15 protein-coding genes are annotated in these 14,016 nt (G+C 67.2%); 3 read left to right on the forward strand and 12 right to left on the reverse strand.

The genetic code is table 11. The features are described 5' to 3' along the window. Window positions 1-94: 94 nt before the first annotated feature. The 3 genes from ACOGI4_RS01795 to ACOGI4_RS01805 form a co-directional block, all read right to left on the reverse strand. Window positions 95-529: a GtrA family protein gene (locus ACOGI4_RS01795; RefSeq protein ID WP_419842251.1), complete on the reverse strand. Its 435-nt coding sequence runs from the start codon at window positions 527-529 to the stop codon at window positions 95-97. Between the two features lie 78 nt (window positions 530-607). Beyond that, window positions 608-1,138 carry a DoxX family protein gene (locus tag ACOGI4_RS01800; protein WP_419842252.1) on the reverse strand — a complete coding sequence of 177 codons (531 nt, stop codon included), beginning with the start codon at window positions 1,136-1,138 and terminating at the stop codon, window positions 608-610. 130 nt (window positions 1,139-1,268) lie between these two features. Then, window positions 1,269-1,802 carry a GNAT family N-acetyltransferase gene (locus tag ACOGI4_RS01805; RefSeq protein ID WP_419842253.1) on the reverse strand — a complete coding sequence of 178 codons (534 nt, stop codon included), beginning with the start codon at window positions 1,800-1,802 and terminating at the stop codon, window positions 1,269-1,271. A gap of 71 nt (window positions 1,803-1,873) precedes the next feature. On the opposite strand from ACOGI4_RS01805, the gene ACOGI4_RS01810 reads away from it, so the two are divergent. Continuing rightward, a complete protein-coding gene (locus tag ACOGI4_RS01810) occupies window positions 1,874-2,737 on the forward strand; it encodes a PAC2 family protein (protein ID WP_419842254.1) in 864 nt (287 codons plus the stop codon). Window positions 2,738-2,829: 92 nt separating this feature from the next. Here the strand turns inward: ACOGI4_RS01810 and ACOGI4_RS01815 are convergent, their stop codons facing one another. The 6 genes from ACOGI4_RS01815 to ACOGI4_RS01840 all read right to left on the reverse strand — a co-directional run bounded on the left by ACOGI4_RS01815 (window position 2,830) and on the right by ACOGI4_RS01840 (window position 9,385). Then, entirely contained in the window at window positions 2,830-5,265 is a 2,436-nt protein-coding gene (locus tag ACOGI4_RS01815) for a [protein-PII] uridylyltransferase (RefSeq protein WP_419842255.1), read from the reverse strand. Beyond that, window positions 5,262-5,894 (reverse strand): hypothetical protein, encoded by a 633-nt coding sequence (locus ACOGI4_RS01820; protein WP_419842256.1) that lies wholly within the window; start codon window positions 5,892-5,894, stop codon window positions 5,262-5,264. The genes ACOGI4_RS01815 and ACOGI4_RS01820 overlap by 4 nt, the downstream gene beginning before the upstream one ends. A gap of 16 nt (window positions 5,895-5,910) precedes the next feature. Further along, window positions 5,911-6,162 (reverse strand): hypothetical protein, encoded by a 252-nt coding sequence (locus ACOGI4_RS01825; protein WP_419842257.1) that lies wholly within the window; start codon window positions 6,160-6,162, stop codon window positions 5,911-5,913. Between the two features lie 13 nt (window positions 6,163-6,175). Then, window positions 6,176-7,063, reverse strand: coding sequence for an ATP-dependent sacrificial sulfur transferase LarE (larE, locus tag ACOGI4_RS01830; protein WP_419842258.1), 888 nt, complete (start codon window positions 7,061-7,063; stop codon window positions 6,176-6,178). A gap of 171 nt (window positions 7,064-7,234) precedes the next feature. After that, a complete protein-coding gene (locus ACOGI4_RS01835) occupies window positions 7,235-9,097 on the reverse strand; it encodes an acyl-CoA dehydrogenase (protein WP_419842259.1) in 1,863 nt (620 codons plus the stop codon). Between the two features lie 108 nt (window positions 9,098-9,205). Further along, window positions 9,206-9,385, reverse strand: coding sequence for a hypothetical protein (locus ACOGI4_RS01840; protein WP_419842260.1), 180 nt, complete (start codon window positions 9,383-9,385; stop codon window positions 9,206-9,208). A gap of 40 nt (window positions 9,386-9,425) precedes the next feature. Here ACOGI4_RS01840 and ACOGI4_RS01845 point away from each other — a divergent pair, with 40 nt between their 5' ends. Both ACOGI4_RS01845 and ACOGI4_RS01850 read left to right on the forward strand, forming a co-directional pair. Then, window positions 9,426-10,622: an RNA-binding domain-containing protein gene (locus tag ACOGI4_RS01845; protein ID WP_419842261.1), complete on the forward strand. Its 1,197-nt coding sequence runs from the start codon at window positions 9,426-9,428 to the stop codon at window positions 10,620-10,622. Further along, window positions 10,619-11,632, forward strand: a complete 1,014-nt coding sequence (locus tag ACOGI4_RS01850; protein ID WP_419842262.1) for a ParA family protein — start codon at window positions 10,619-10,621, stop codon at window positions 11,630-11,632. Before ACOGI4_RS01845 ends, ACOGI4_RS01850 begins: the two co-directional genes overlap by 4 nt. A gap of 42 nt (window positions 11,633-11,674) precedes the next feature. Here ACOGI4_RS01850 and ACOGI4_RS01855 read toward each other — a convergent pair whose 3' ends face one another. From ACOGI4_RS01855 to ACOGI4_RS01865, 3 genes are read right to left on the reverse strand one after another with little or no spacing between them, the layout of a single operon-like run. After that, complete coding sequence (locus tag ACOGI4_RS01855) at window positions 11,675-12,934, reverse strand: DNA cytosine methyltransferase (protein ID WP_419842263.1); 1,260 nt, start codon at window positions 12,932-12,934, stop codon at window positions 11,675-11,677. 57 nt (window positions 12,935-12,991) lie between these two features. Further along, complete coding sequence (locus tag ACOGI4_RS01860) at window positions 12,992-13,228, reverse strand: hypothetical protein (RefSeq protein WP_419842264.1); 237 nt, start codon at window positions 13,226-13,228, stop codon at window positions 12,992-12,994. After that, the gene (locus ACOGI4_RS01865; protein ID WP_419842265.1) at window positions 13,225-14,013 is read right to left on the reverse strand and encodes a hypothetical protein; all 789 of its coding nucleotides are present in this window, start codon (window positions 14,011-14,013) and stop codon (window positions 13,225-13,227) included. Before ACOGI4_RS01865 ends, ACOGI4_RS01860 begins: the two co-directional genes overlap by 4 nt. Between the last annotated feature and the right edge of the window lie 3 nt (window positions 14,014-14,016).

Here is a 14,016-nt window from a genome sequence, read left to right on the forward strand (position 1 = left end):
CTCACCGCTGGGCGGGCGCAGGTCTGGGCGGCCTCACCGCTGGGCGGGCGCACGTCTGGACGGGCGCACGTCTTGCGCCTCATGGTCGTTGCGATCATCGTTGCGGGACGTCAGAGGTCACCGGCGAGGGCGGGCGGGCGAACAACACTCGTTCGAGCAGCACGAACTTGCCGATCCACAGCAAGCCGAATCCCGTCAGATTGGCGGCCGACACCGCCGCAGCAGACTCCCACCACGCCTCGACGGCTGCAACCAGCACAGATGAGACGCCCAGCCCGGCGAGGCTGTAGGTCCAAAACGGCAGGATCTCGCGGGACAGCGAGTGCCGGTCGGTGCGCGACCACACCCAGCGGCGGTTGGCCCAGTAGGCCGGGCCGGCAGCGACACACACGGCGACGGCATTGGCGACGAGTGCGGGCCATGCCAGCACTGCGTACGCCACCAGCAGCACCGCCTGGGTCACGGCAACGGTGCCGGCCGACACGGCGCTGAAGCCGAGCAATCTGCTCAGCAGCCCCCACCTCCTCACCAGCTCACTGTGCTTTGCTCATCGGCGCATCGCTGATCGGGACTCGGCTCATGGGGTTCCGGTTTCTGGGCGCGCGGTTCACTGCTCCGACGGGGCACTCGGCCGGTAGCACACCGCCAGCAGCGACACCGCGGAGATCAGTCCGCCGGCCGCTGCGACAGCGAGCCAGGCCGGCCCGTGCCACGCAAGGCCCAACGCATGGTCTACCGACCACTCGCCGGGACCGGTGGCCGCCACCGCCGCGGCAGCAGCAGCCAGCACGAACACGTACTCCCATCCTTCGCGGATGATGAAGAAGCCGTTCGTGCGGTGACCGACCCAGCCGGCGGTAGCCATGACACCGACGAAGGCCATGGCGCTGAACGGCGTCAACAGGCCCAGTGCCAATCCAAGGCCGGCGCCGATCTCCACGCAGGCCGCCAGCCAGGCGTGCAGCAGCCCCGGGCGCAGGCCCTCTGCGTCAAACCAGTTGCCCACGCCGCGGATGCCGCCGCGGAACTTGGCGACACCGTGCAGCGCCAGCGTGACTCCCACGACGACCCGCAGCACGAACAGGCCCAGATTCAGGCCCAGACGGAGACTGTCTTGAGTGATGATGTCTGGATCCATGGTGCGGCGGCCTCCTCGGTGTGGCTCGAATCGAGATGCTGCGGCTCGGAGTGTTGCAGTTCACGCTGTTGCAGTTCAGAGATGACGCAACCCACGGTGACACGTTGACGCGTGCGCGCCCACATCGCCGCTACAGGTCGAGCCGGTAGACGTTGGTGTTCCGCCGGTTGAAGCCGAGTCTGGCGTACAGGCGGTTGGCGGGCGCTCGGTCTGGCCGAGAGGTCAGATCCACGGTGCGTGCGCCAGCTTCGCGGGCGATCTCGATGGCATGTCGGTTGAGCGCAGCACCGATGCCCCGGCCTCGCGACGATGCATCCACCACGACGTCTTCGATCCAGGCCCGCAAGCCGCTGGGGAGCGGGAAGAGCACGAGCGTCATCGCTCCGACGATCTCACCGGGCGCCGTCGCGGCCGCTGTGCTGTGCGACGCAGCGAGCGTGGAGCGGGCGAGCAGCACGGTCGTGGCCGGGTGCTCGACGATGCGGGCGAGCGCTGCAGCGTCTGGTGCCGGCGAACTCGACAGCTGCGGGTGCAGTCGAGCGAACGCCGCCACCAACGCATCGTCCACGACCTCGCACACCTCTATCTGACAGGCGCCGTCATCACATGCACCGGCATCGCGCGTTGCTGTTTCGACACCCGCTGTCTTGACACGGTCTGGCACGAGGCGCAGCGTAGGGCTGGCACGGGGCTGAGGGGCCAACCACAGCGGGGCGCGCCGCTAGCCTCGCCGACGTGGGTCATCTTGAGTGGTTCGAGCGGCCCGAGTCCGCCGACGACGCCATCTTGATCGCAGCGTTCTCGGGTTGGAACGACGCCGGCGACGCCGCCACCGAATCCGCCAAGTTCCTGCGTCGTCGATTCCGCTGCCATCCAGTGGCCCAGATCGACCCGGAGTTCTTCTACGACTTCGCTTCGGTTCGACCCAGCGTGCACGTCGTCGATGGACAACGACAGATCGACTGGCCCACGCCCGACGTGCGGATCGGCGAGGCTGACGACGGACGTCCCGTGGTGACGCTGCTCGGCGTGGAGCCTCGGCTGAGATGGCGCACGTTCTGCGAGGTCATCATCGAGATGGCCACATCGCTGGGCGTCTCGACGGTGGTCACGCTGGGAGCGCTGCTCACCGACACCCACCACAGCGCGCCGGTCAACGTCGTGGGCGCATCCAACAACACCGCCCTCAACTTGAACATGGGGCTTCGCCAGTCCACCTACGAAGGTCCCACGGGGATCATCGGCGTCCTGAACGACGCGTGCCACCGGGCGGGCTTCGACAGCGTCTCGTTCTGGGCAACGGTTCCCACCTACGTCCACAACTACCCCTCGCCCAAGGCTGCCTTGGCGCTCGCCGAGCGGGTCGGGCAGTTCCTGGGCATTGCGCTCGGCGAGTCCGAACTGCACAGCGCCGCCGCCAGCTACGGCCACCAGATCGACGAACTGGTGGCCGGCGATGAAACGCTGGCGCAGTACGCGCAGCAGATTCTCGAAGAATCGGCCGCCGAAGCGGTAGACGACTTCAGTGAGACCGTCGCCAACCCCGACGGCCTCATCATGGAGTTGGAGCAGTTCCTGCGTCAGCAGGAACCAGAGTAAACGGCTGCGCCGGCAGGAACCAGAGTAAACCGCTGCGTCAGCAGGAACCAGAGTAAACGGCTGCAAGCACAGCATGACCTGCTGCGCGGGCCTTAGTCCAAGGCGTGCCTCAGCGCCAGCTCCACTTCTCGCTGGTGCGCCTCCTCGATGACCGGCCCGTCGGGACCCACCACGTAGAACGAGTCGACCACCTCGTTCGCCAGCGTCTGGATCTTGGCAGATCGAATGTCCAAGCCCATCTCGGCCAGCACCCGCGTGAGCTTGTACAGCACGCCGATGTGATCCTCGGTTCGGACCTCCACGATCGTCGCCCCGGTTGCCGACGCTGCGTCGAACGTGACACTCGTAGCGGCGCGTGTTGCAGCGAGCGCACGCCTGCGCCGGTACACCCGGGCTCGCTCGGCGATGCGTGCTTCCAGCGCCAAGTGGCCCCGCAGCGACCGGCGTACATCGAAGACGACCCGCTCCCAGTCCACTGGCGTTTCCGGCGGAACGATGCGGAACGACGACACCGCCATGCCCGCCGGGCTCGAGTACGCATCGGCCTGCAGCACGTCGAGTCCACGCAGTGCCAGCACGCCTGCGGCTCGGCTGAACAGGCCCCGCTCGTCGGGCGCGACCACGGTGAGCACGTCGTTGTCGACACGCATCGCCGTGTCGCCTGCTGCCATGAGCTCCATCACCTCCTCGGTGAGCAGCCGACGATGAAGCCGATGGTGGAGCGACGGCGCCGGATCAGCACCGCTCAGGTGCTCGGCGGTCAACTCCACCAGCGTCGTCACCAGGCTGGCCGTCCAGTCCCCCCACGCCATGGGACCTGTCGCCAAGCAGTCCGCCTCGGTCATCGCAGCCAAGAGCTCCAGGAACTCCGAGGTCTGCACTGCACGCGCGACCGTGGCAACCGTCAGCGGGTCGTCGAGGTCGCGTCGGGTGGCGACGTCGGTCAGCAACAGGTGATGCTGCACCAGACGCACCAGCGTGTCAGCGTCGTCCGGACGCCAGCCGCAGCGCCGAGCGATCGGGCCCGCCAGCCGCATGCCCGCCTGCGTGTGATCGCCCGGATAGCCCTTGCCGAGATCGTGCAGCAAGGCGCCCATGAGCAACAGGTCCGGTCGAGCCACTCGATGGGTGAGGCGCGCTGCCTCCGCTACGGCTTCCAGCAAGTGCCGGTCCACGGTGAAGCGGTGGTAGCGGGAACGCTGGGGCCGGTGCCGGTTCGGCGCCCACTCGGGCAGCACCCGAGTCCACACGTCGAAGTAGTCGAGCGTCTCGATCACGCCCACGGCCTTGTGCCCGCAACGCAGCAGTTCGACGAAGAGCGAGCGAGCGCCTTGGGGCCACGGATCCGGAAACTGTGCCTGCCGCTGTGAGAGCTTGTCGAGGCTGGCGCGGCTGATCGGCACGTTCCCCCGAGCGGACTGCACTGCCGCATGCAGCACGAGCACCACGTCAGTCGCCGGGTCGCCGTCGATCACCAGCTCGCCGTCTCGCACCGACAGTCCGGCGACGTCGACTTCAGGGACCACGCGCTCTGCTTGCTGGCGGGCAACGCTCGACCACAGCTGGTCCGACAAGAACGCGACGATGCGCCCGGCCGCTGCGACCTCGGCCATGAGGGCATCTGCGTCGGCTGCGCCCAGACGCTCAGCCACGCCGTCCTGGTCGTCGGCGGACAGCACGTCGCTGCGCCAGCCGACGGTGCGATGCAGCTCGGTCCGGATCCGCAGCAGCGTGCGGTAGGCGGCATCGAGGCGTTCGGTGTCGGCGGAGGGAAGCTGTGCGCCTGCCAGACGCGCCCATCTGATCGCGTGCGCATCGCGCAACCCGCCGCGACCGGCCTTGAGGTCGGGTTCCAGCAAGAACGCCACTTCGCCGTTGCGGCTGTGCCGTCGCCGCACGGCCCGCTGCAGGGCCTCAAGCCGCTGGGTGGCGTTGTCGCGCCAGTCGGCCTTCACGCCGTTGATGAGGCGTTCGGTCAGCAACTCGTCGCCTGCAAGGTGGCGCGCATCTGCGATGGCGGTTGCCGTGTCGATGTCCGAGGCAGCCAGCTCCAGCGTGGCAGCGAGCGAGCGCACAGCGTGCCCGAGCTTGAGCTTCTCATCCCAGATCGGGTACCAGATGCGGTCCGCGAAGCTGCCGGTGTCGATGTCGTCGTGTACCAGGAGCAAGTCGATGTCGCTGCCCGGACACAGCTCGCCGCGGCCGTATCCGCCGACGGCCACGAGTGCGACACCGGCACCGGCCATCACGGCTTTGTGTTCGGGCGAAGGATCCCTGCGTGCGCTGACCCAGGGTGGGCTGGCTTGGGGTTCGCCGGACTCAGGTGCGCTGCCTGGCGATGTGCGGTCCGGAGGTGCGTCCGTCTGCGGGGCGCGGTCGCTGCGCGGATCGGCGAGACCGCACACAACGGCCTCTGCTGTAAAGCGCTCGGCCAACCAGGCGTCGGTCAACGACGACAGCGACGCCGGAAGTTCACTTGCGTCAGCGGTGGCGACCAGCGCCGCTCGCTGCTCGCCGAACGAGGTCACCGCTGCGCGCCGATGTCGCTGCGCGCCAACGGCTCGGCCGCGTTTGCGTGCCCCGCAGGCTCGGCTCTGTCTGTGCGCCTCGCAGGCTCGGCTCTGTCTGTGCGCCTCGCAGGCTCGGCCGTGCGACGGCGCTGCAGCACCTCGAACGCCTTGGCGGCCCCCCACGCGATGCCGACGGGGCCAAGCGCAGGGGTGAGGTCAGCGAACGAGGCGGGCGTCAGCCCGTAGGGGTCGTCGGGGAAGCGGGCTGCGTCGAATTCGTCACGCCGAGGAGCGGGCACGCCGCCCTCGGCCAGCACCTGCGTCGGGTAGCGCACTGCGCTGCGCAGCACGCTCAGCGGCGTGGTCCGCTGCTCGTCAACGTCGGTCGCCAGCAGCTCTCGTAGGGTCGGAGCGATCTCGGCCGCGCAGCGCTCGCCCGCCGCGGCCGCCCGGGCATTGAGGTCCGCAGCGCTGCACCCTGCACGCTCGCACGCCGCGACGACGCACCGCTCCACCCAGCCAGGCAGCGCTGCAACCGCAGCGTCGCCGAGCAGCTGCGCCGCTTCCTCCAACGTGCGAGGCATCGGGATATCGGCCGGCGAGACAGCACCGCGTTCACCGACCGTTGCGCCCGCCGCTGGGTTCATGCGCCCGCCTGTGAGTTCATCGGTCGGCCCGAGCCGCAAGCGCCGACCGCACCCGCGCTGCGTCCTCGGCTGAGTCCTCGCGGTGCCGATACCCAATTGCGCTCGCCAGTCGGCTGACGGCGAGGAACCCGAACGCGTGCCGTCCCTGGACGAAGTGCTGACGCCCAGTCGGGCTCATCGGTCGGCTGACGACGAGAGTGCCGGCTGCGACCTGCGCGGCTGCGGCGTGCGCGGCGCCTGAACCCGATTGGCGACAGACAGCGCTCATCGTTCGACCCGACTCATCGTTCGACCTCGACAGCAGAAGAAACCGTGGTGTCAGCCAAGACGCTGTTGAGATTGCCGGAGCGGAAGCCCTCCAAGTCGAGCGTGACGTAGCGGTAGCCGACGCCCTGTATCGCCTCGACCACCGCCTCACGCTGTCGCAGCGCTGCTGCCAGGTCGTCCAGCGGCAGCTCGATGCGGGCCGTGTCCTGGTAGTCGCGCACTCTCAGCTGGCCGAAGCCCAGGCGGCGCAGTGCTGCTTCGGCCCGGTCCAGCTTCGCCAGCAGCGGCACGGTCACTGCGGTGCCGTAGGGCACCCGCGAGGCCAAACAGGCCGCTGCCGGCTTGTCCCAAGTGCGCAAGCCCAGCTCGGCGCTGAGGCTGCGCACGTCTGACTTGGCGAAGCCTGCTTCCACCAGCGGGAAGCGAGCGCCGCGGTCGCGTGCGGCCCGCTGGCCCGGCCGGTGATCGCCCAAGTCGTCGAGGTTCACACCGAGCACCACCGTCGCGTCGTGTGCGGCCGCCAAGGGCACCAGCCGGTCCATCAGCGCCGACTTGCAGTGGAAGCACCGGTCGGAGTCGTTGACGCGGTATGCCGCCCGCGACATCTCGTCGGTCTCCACGGTCTGCCATGCGAGTCCCCACTCAGCCGCGAGGGCTGCACAGGCCACGGCCTCATCGGAGGCGAGACTCGCTGAGACCGCCGTTACGCACAGCGCATCGTCGCCCAGCACCGAGCTGGCCGTCCACGCCACCAATGCGGAGTCCACGCCGCCGCTGAATGCCACCACCACCGGCCCCGAGCGCTCAAAGAAGGCGCGAAGTCGCTGGTAGCTGTCCCCTGTCGACGGCAGCGGCGCTGCGACGGCGCCTGCAGTGTGGGGTACTTCAGTCTTGTTCAGCATGTATCTGGTTCAGCATGGGTCGCTTGCTCGATGCGGCCCTCCCGGTCCGGCATCGCGGCACCTAACCTGCGGCACCCGACGTGCGGCGGCTGACGCGCCAGCCGCAGCGCAGCGTCGCCGCAGGCGGTCGTGCTGTGTCGTCGACGCTGCCCGCACGCCATGAGCCGTCGCTCAGAGCCGGTCGGCCGGGATGGCGTAGAACAGCGCTGCGCCGCCGGTGACCGCCGGCACCAGTCCGCGTGCCGTCGGCAGTATCTGGTCGGCATAGAAGCGGGCGGTCGTGATCTTGTCTGCCAAGAACTGCGGCGACGGGCCGTCGCTGCGGGCCGTCGAGGCCGAGCCCGCTGCTGTGGCGGCCTGTTCCGGGGTCAGGCCCTGCTGCGCGAGCAGTCCGGCGGCCGCTTGCGCACTCCGGCCGAGCAGCCAGCCTCCGGCCACAATGCCGGCCAGCCGCATGAACGGCGACGAGCCGGCAGCCACGTCGTTGGGCGCCGCCGCAAGCTGGGCGCCCAGCCACATCGCTGCGTCGCCCAGTGCTGCCACGCCGTCGTGGAGCGCGGCGCCGATCGCCGCCAGACCAACATGGTCGCTGCGGGCCAAGGCGCCCGCCGTCGCTCCCATTTCGTCGATCAGTCGTGCCACGGCCTTGCCGCCGTCGAGCGGCAGCTTGCGGAACGCCAGGTCAGCGGCCTGGATGCCGTTGGTGCCCTCGTAGATCGGCGCAATCCGGCTGTCGCGCCAATGCTGCGCAGCGCCGGTTTCCTCGACGTAGCCCATGCCGCCGTGTACCTGCACGCCGAGCGAGGTCATCTCAACGCCGAGGTCGGTGCCCCAGCCCTTGCTGATCGGCGTCAGGATCGCCGTGAGCTCTTCGGCGCGTGCGCGCTCGTCCGGGTCGGTCGCCACGGCGCTGCGGTCGATAGCCGCTGCGTTCAGGTACATCACGCAGCGCATGGCCTCGGCGTTGGCCCGCATCGTGAGCAGCGTCCGGCGCACGTCTGCGTGATCCACGATCGGCGAGGCTTCGCCGGGCGGCAGCTCGGCGCCGATGGCCCGGCCCTGCTTGCGGGTCAGCGCGTACTCGCGTGCTTGCTGGTATGCCCGTTCGGTGAGGGACAGTCCTTGCAGCCCCACCGACAGGCGGGCGTTGTTCATCATCGTGAACATGGCGCGCATGCCGCCGTGCTCGGGGCCGACGAGGTAACCGACGGCACCGCCCTCGTCGCCGTAGGACATCACGCAGGTGGGGCTGGCGTGGATGCCGATCTTGTGCTCGGTGGACACGGCGCGCAGGTCGTTTCGAGGCCCCAGCGAGCCGTCGGGGTTCACGAGACGCTTGGGCACCAGGAACAGGCTGATGCCTCGCGTGCCGGGCGGGGAATCCGGTGTGCGGGCCAGCACCAGGTGGACGATGTTGTCGGTGAGCTGGTGTTCGCCGTAGGTGATGAAGATCTTGGTGCCGGTGATGCGGTAGCTGCCGTCGGGCTGCGGAACAGCGCGGCTGGTGAGCGCTCCCACGTCGGAGCCGGCGTGCGGCTCGGTCAGGTTCATGGTGCCGGACCAGTCGCCGCTGATCATCTTGGGCAAGAACGTCTGCTGCAGCGTCTCGTCGGCGTGATGAACCAAGGCGTCGATGGCGCCCTGGGTCAGCAGCGGGCACAGGCTGAAGGCCATGTTGGCCGAGGTCAGCATTTCTTGGACGGCGAGGCCGACGCACCACGGCATCCCGCCGCCGCCGAACTCCGGGTCGAAGGCCATGCCGTTCCAGCCGGCGCCGACGAACTTGCGGTAGGCATCGGCGAAGCCGTCGGGATGGGTGATCACGCCGTCGTCGAAGCGGAGCCCCTGCTGGTCGCCGAGCGCGTTCAGCGGGGCGACCTCGGCGGACATGAACCGGCCCGCCTCGTCGAGCAGTGCTCGTGCGGTGTCTGCGTCCACGTGCGCGAACTGCTCGTGCATGCTCAGGCCGCCGAGGTCCGCCACGTGCTCGAGCACGAAAGCCATGTCGTCCACAGGAGCGCGGTACTCAGACATCAAGAGCCTCCAGATATCGCAACTTGGCGTCGCTGCTCGGCAGCCGGAGCATCGCCGGCACGCTGCGGCCAGCCGTTCCCGGCCCGAGAAATCTGCCCGAGTCCCAGACTACGACCCGCCTGCCCCCGCGAGAGCCACCGGCTGCAGCCGTACCGCGAGCGGCACTGCCGCAAGCCGTGCCGTGTGCAGGCCTGAGCAGCCGGCTGGGCTGACGCTGCCGTCGCGCACGTCCCGCTGAGCCCTGAGACCGACCCGCTCACCGATGCCGCAGACTCCGATCCCCTTCATTCGGATCAGCCTCGGTGACATTGACGTGTATACTGCCGATGTGGAGCAACTCGCATATTCCGACGACGAGCTTGCAGCCATGATGACTGACTTGGAGTCGGACCTCGTTGAGCGCAAGGAATCGTTGTCGGACACCGAGAAGGCCAGAAGGACCATCTGCGCCTTCGCCAACGACTTGGCTGGACGCGACAAGCCGGGTGTCCTGTTCGTGGGTGTCACTGATGAGGGGGAGTGCGCTGGCCTGCGGGTCGACGACAACCTCCTCACGCGTCTCGCGAACATTCGTGGCGATGGCAAGACGCTCCCGATTCCTTCCATGGACGTCGAGCGCCGCACCCTCAATGGCTGCGATGTCGCCGTCGTGACAGTGCAGCCGGCATCGGATCCGCCGGTTCGCTACGACGGGAGAGTGTGGGTGCGAGTCGGACCCACCGTGCGGCGAGCGGTGCCCGAAGACGAGCGTCGCCTCGCCGAACGCCGGCGCGGTCGTGACGTTCACTTCGATCTGCGACCGAGGTCATCGGCAGTGCTACGGGATTTGGACGACGCGTATGTCGAACGCGAGTACATCCCATCTGCAATTGCTGCCGATGTACTCGAGGAGAATCAGCGCTCGCTCGAAGATCAAATGCATGCGCTACGCTTGCTTGTTGGCCACGAGCCAACCAATGGTGCGCTGCTTGCATTCGGCCACGATCCGCTACGCTGGCTGCCCGGCGCGTACGTACAGTTCGTACGATTCGACGGTACTGAAATAACTGACCCCGTCCGCAGCAACACGACGCTGGTCGGTCAACTAGAGGGCGTGCTCAAAGCCCTCAGCCAGCTCCTGCAGGTCAACATCGAGACGCGGCTCGATATTGTGTCGGGTCCGCGCGAACAGCGGTTCCCCGACTACCCGCTGGAAGCGTTGCGCCAACTTGCCTTCAACGCCATCATGCATCGCTCCTATGAGAACACCAATGCGCCCACGAGGTTGTACTGGTACGCAGATCGCGTCGCCATCGAGAGTCCGGGAGGCTTGTACGGCCGTGTAACTCCAGAGCAACTTGGCACCCGTGCCACCGACTACCGCAACCCGCTGATAGCGGAGATCATGCACAATCTCGGCTTCGCGCAGCGTTTCGGCTACGGCATCCCCGCAGCAAGAAGGGCACTTGCGTCGAATGGTAACCCCGAAGCCGATTTCGATGTCGGGCACGGCCATGTGCTCGTGACCTTGAGGCCAGCGCGATGACCACTGTCGCCTTCTTCAACAACAAGGGCGGAGTTGGCAAAACTTCGCTCGTATACCACCTCGCGTGGATGTACGCACAACTGGGCGTCACCGTTATCGCGGCGGACCTCGATCCGCAAGCGAACCTGACGATCATGTTCGTCGACGAAGAAGAGATCGACGACCTCTGGTCATCAACTCAGCCAAGGAAGACGGTCTACGGCGCTCTGAAGCCGCAGCTGGACGGCACTGGTGATGTCAACATCCCGGAAACTCATGAGGCGGATACGGACTTATATCTCGTACCAGGCGACCTCAAACTTTCCGTAGCCGAGGACGAGTTCTCCAGCCAATGGCCGTCGTGTTTGGACGGAAAGATGCGTGCATTTCGTGTGATTTCGGCATTCGGTCGCATGCTTCACATGGCGCGCAAGGCTGTTGGGGCTCAGCTTGTGCTCGTTGATGTCGGGCCGAACCTAGGTGCCATCAACAGAGCTGCACTCATTGCTGCGGACTATGTCGTGGTACCCTTGGCACCCGACTTGTATTCGCTCCAAGGCCTCCGCAATTTGGGACCGACGCTTCGAGATTGGAGGAAGGATTGGAGTCAGCGTCTAGAGAAAGCGAATACGACTGATGAACTCAATGAACTGAAGCTGCCAAGCGGACAGATGACACCAATCGGCTACGTCGTGCAGCAACACGCAGTTCGCCTTGATCGACCGGTCAAGGCTTATGCGCGCTGGACGGATGCCATTCCGGCCGAGTATCGTACTGCGATCTTGAGTCAACACGACGCACGCGGCACCCGGCTTGTTGAGGAGGATACACACTGTCTCGGACTGCTCAAGAACTACCGGAGCCTTATGCCTTACGCACAGGATGCCCGCAAGCCGATGTTCTTACTGAAGCCCGCTGATGGCGCTGTAGGCGGCCACATGAACGCCGTCAAGGGCTGTCACCAAGACTACCGAAATCTCGCCTGCGCGATCGCCGAACGCGTTGATGTTCGCTGCCCGCAGCGAGATTGACAGCCAACATCACCGTCACGTGGCTTGAGTATTGCCGCGCGGCTATCGCTGCTCAGGGGGCGGCTGCGGGTTCGCTTCCGACGGATTGACTGCTGGCTCCTTGGGTGGGGCGAGGGCTGGGAGGAGGGCGCTGAGGGCGGCGGCGTGGCCGAGCGGGGCCGGGACAGCGTTGCCGATCCACTTCGACAGCTGCGCTCGCGTGGCGGGGCGGCCGGGCGCCGGTTCGAAGCAGTACGTGTCGGGGAAGCCTTGCAGACGGGCCGCTTCGGCATGGGTCAGCGTGCGCGGCTCGTGCGGGTGGACGAACCGGCCGCGGCCGGGTGTTGTGTAGCCGGTGGTGATCGTGGGCGCCGGCCGGTCCGCTCGCATGCGTCCGTACGTTGCGCCGTAGGTCGTGCCGTTGCGGTGACAGTCGGGTCGCTCTTCGAGCGCCAAGTTGTGCTCGTCGTTCTCGAAGAGCCAGTCAATGCGGTCTCGGTTCTTCTGCGTCAGTTCCGTTTGCTCGTGCAGCCACGGATCGTGCGACAGCCGCTGGCCGCCTCCGATAGCCCACATGACCGAACGGCACGACTGCTCTCGCAATGCTGCGGCGACGGCATCGAGTGCGACCGGACCGTCAGCACACCCGTCGCCGCCGGGCTGATCTGCGAGCAGTCGGGCAACCAGAAAATGCCGCCGTCGGGTCTGCGGCCACCCCATGTCGTCGGCAGCGAGCACGCCGTCGGTGACCTCGTAGCCGTGCGCTTCCAGCAGCACCCGTGCGCCGTCCACCACACGGCCGGCATCGTGCAGCACCGAGACCACGTTCTCGATGACGACGGCCCGCGCTCGGGCCGCAAGTGCGAACGCCACTGCGCTCAGATACAAGTGGTTCCGTCGGTCGTTGCGACGCGTGTGGTTGTTCAAGTTGGAGTGACCTTGGCATGGCGGGCCAGCCAGCACGAGATCCGCATCGGCGCAGCGCTGCGCGATGTCGGGGTCGAGCAGTTCCGGCGGATACACGAACGCAGCGTCACCGCCCTCGCCTCGCACGCGATAGTCGACCAAGCTCTGCACCGACTCATCGCAGCGCCGCCGTGCTCCGTGATTCCGAGCGAAGACGGCCAATGCGTCGCTGTCGGCATCAACTGCCAGCTCGCAGCGCACCTGCCGGCCCAGCTCCGCCGCCGCGAGCCTCGCCCCGGCCGTCAGTCCGCCCACGCCGCAGAACAAGTCCACGACACGAAGCGGCGCCGGGTCGTCACGGGACGTGCCATGGCGCAGCACTGGCAAACGGCGTTCGCCCACCGCTGAGTTCGACATCCAGCCAGGCTGCGGCGCAGACGCGCTGGTGAAGGCCCCGGGATGGTCGCCCTCAGTCTAGAGCAGTGCGCCGGTATCCGAGCCGCCGTTGCACAAGGCGAACGGCTCGGCGCCAGCGAGCACCGCCTTCCACCATGCACCGAGCGGGTCGTTGCACGCCTCGTCGGCAATGGCTCGCACAAGCTCGTCGTTGAGCACTGGCACGGCCCACGGGTCAATGGCCGCGGCCAACCGATAGCGACCGACCGGGACCACGCGCAGCAGCCGGCGTTCTTGCGCAACGACAGTGCTCATGTCGACTGCTGTGTGTTCAAGTGACGCTGCCACAGTTCACCCACCAGCTCATCGGCGGCATCGTCGTCGAGCATCGCAGGCACCACGTTGACCAAGGTGCGATTCAACTCCTTGGCGAACTCGCGCACTGAACCGGTGTTGAGTCGCGTGGATTCGTCAGCTTGTCGTCGAACCATGGCGCGCACGATGGTCGGATGCTCGCCGGCCACGACACGCAGAATGTGGCTGCGCCAGAAGTCCGTGCCTTGTCGCACGGCGCTGGCCAGGCCTGCATGCGATGTTCCGCCCAAGCAGCGCACCCGCAGGAACATCCGCAGCGGCACGCATACAGCTTGCCTTTTGCCGTCAACATAGTCGCCGAGATTCTTGGGCACCGTGAGCGTGCCGCTGTCATCTGGCACTGCAGTGAACGCACGCCGCTCTCTCCACGCCGCGAAGTTCCACAGATGAGCTAGCGCCAGGTAACGCCAGAAGCCCGGATCGTCGAGCGCGGACGGCGCGGCTTGCGATGCTTCGACCGCGTCAAACACGTGAACGGTCGCCTTGCCTTCCAGTTGGTCATCGTCCAACTTGGCCGTGGCGGTCGCAGCTCTAGGGTTGGAATTGCGTTGATGCTGGGAGAGCAGCGCTTCGATCTCCTCCCGCGCGTGTTCGAAGCGCCCGGTCTCGACACGCGGCCCGATGCCGACCCAATCAACACCTGCTTCAATGTCTGTCGCAAGGTCGTCCAGCACGGAGGCCCCATGTCCGTACATCAGTCGCACGCGTTCAGTGGCCACCTTCACGGC

Source organism: Candidatus Poriferisodalis sp. (genome assembly GCF_965205175.1).
Lineage (GTDB): Bacteria > Actinomycetota > Acidimicrobiia > Acidimicrobiales > Poriferisodalaceae > Poriferisodalis.

Bases quoted from the DNA above. Each gene is read 5' to 3' on its own strand.
- ACOGI4_RS01800 (WP_419842252.1), bottom strand. From the start codon at position 1,138: ATGGATCCAGACATCATCACTCAAGACAGTCTCCGTCTGGGCCTGAAT.
- ACOGI4_RS01820 (WP_419842256.1), bottom strand. From the start codon at position 5,894: ATGAACCCAGCGGCGGGCGCAACGGTCGGTGAACGCGGTGCTGTCTCG.
- ACOGI4_RS01825 (WP_419842257.1), bottom strand. From the start codon at position 6,162: ATGAGCGCTGTCTGTCGCCAATCGGGTTCAGGCGCCGCGCACGCCGCA.
- larE (WP_419842258.1), bottom strand. From the start codon at position 7,063: ATGCTGAACAAGACTGAAGTACCCCACACTGCAGGCGCCGTCGCAGCG.
- ACOGI4_RS01835 (WP_419842259.1), bottom strand. From the start codon at position 9,097: ATGTCTGAGTACCGCGCTCCTGTGGACGACATGGCTTTCGTGCTCGAG.
- ACOGI4_RS01840 (WP_419842260.1), bottom strand. From the start codon at position 9,385: ATGAAGGGGATCGGAGTCTGCGGCATCGGTGAGCGGGTCGGTCTCAGG.
- ACOGI4_RS01850 (WP_419842262.1), top strand. From the start codon at position 10,619: ATGACCACTGTCGCCTTCTTCAACAACAAGGGCGGAGTTGGCAAAACT.
- ACOGI4_RS01855 (WP_419842263.1), bottom strand. From the start codon at position 12,934: ATGTCGAACTCAGCGGTGGGCGAACGCCGTTTGCCAGTGCTGCGCCAT.
- ACOGI4_RS01860 (WP_419842264.1), bottom strand. From the start codon at position 13,228: ATGAGCACTGTCGTTGCGCAAGAACGCCGGCTGCTGCGCGTGGTCCCG.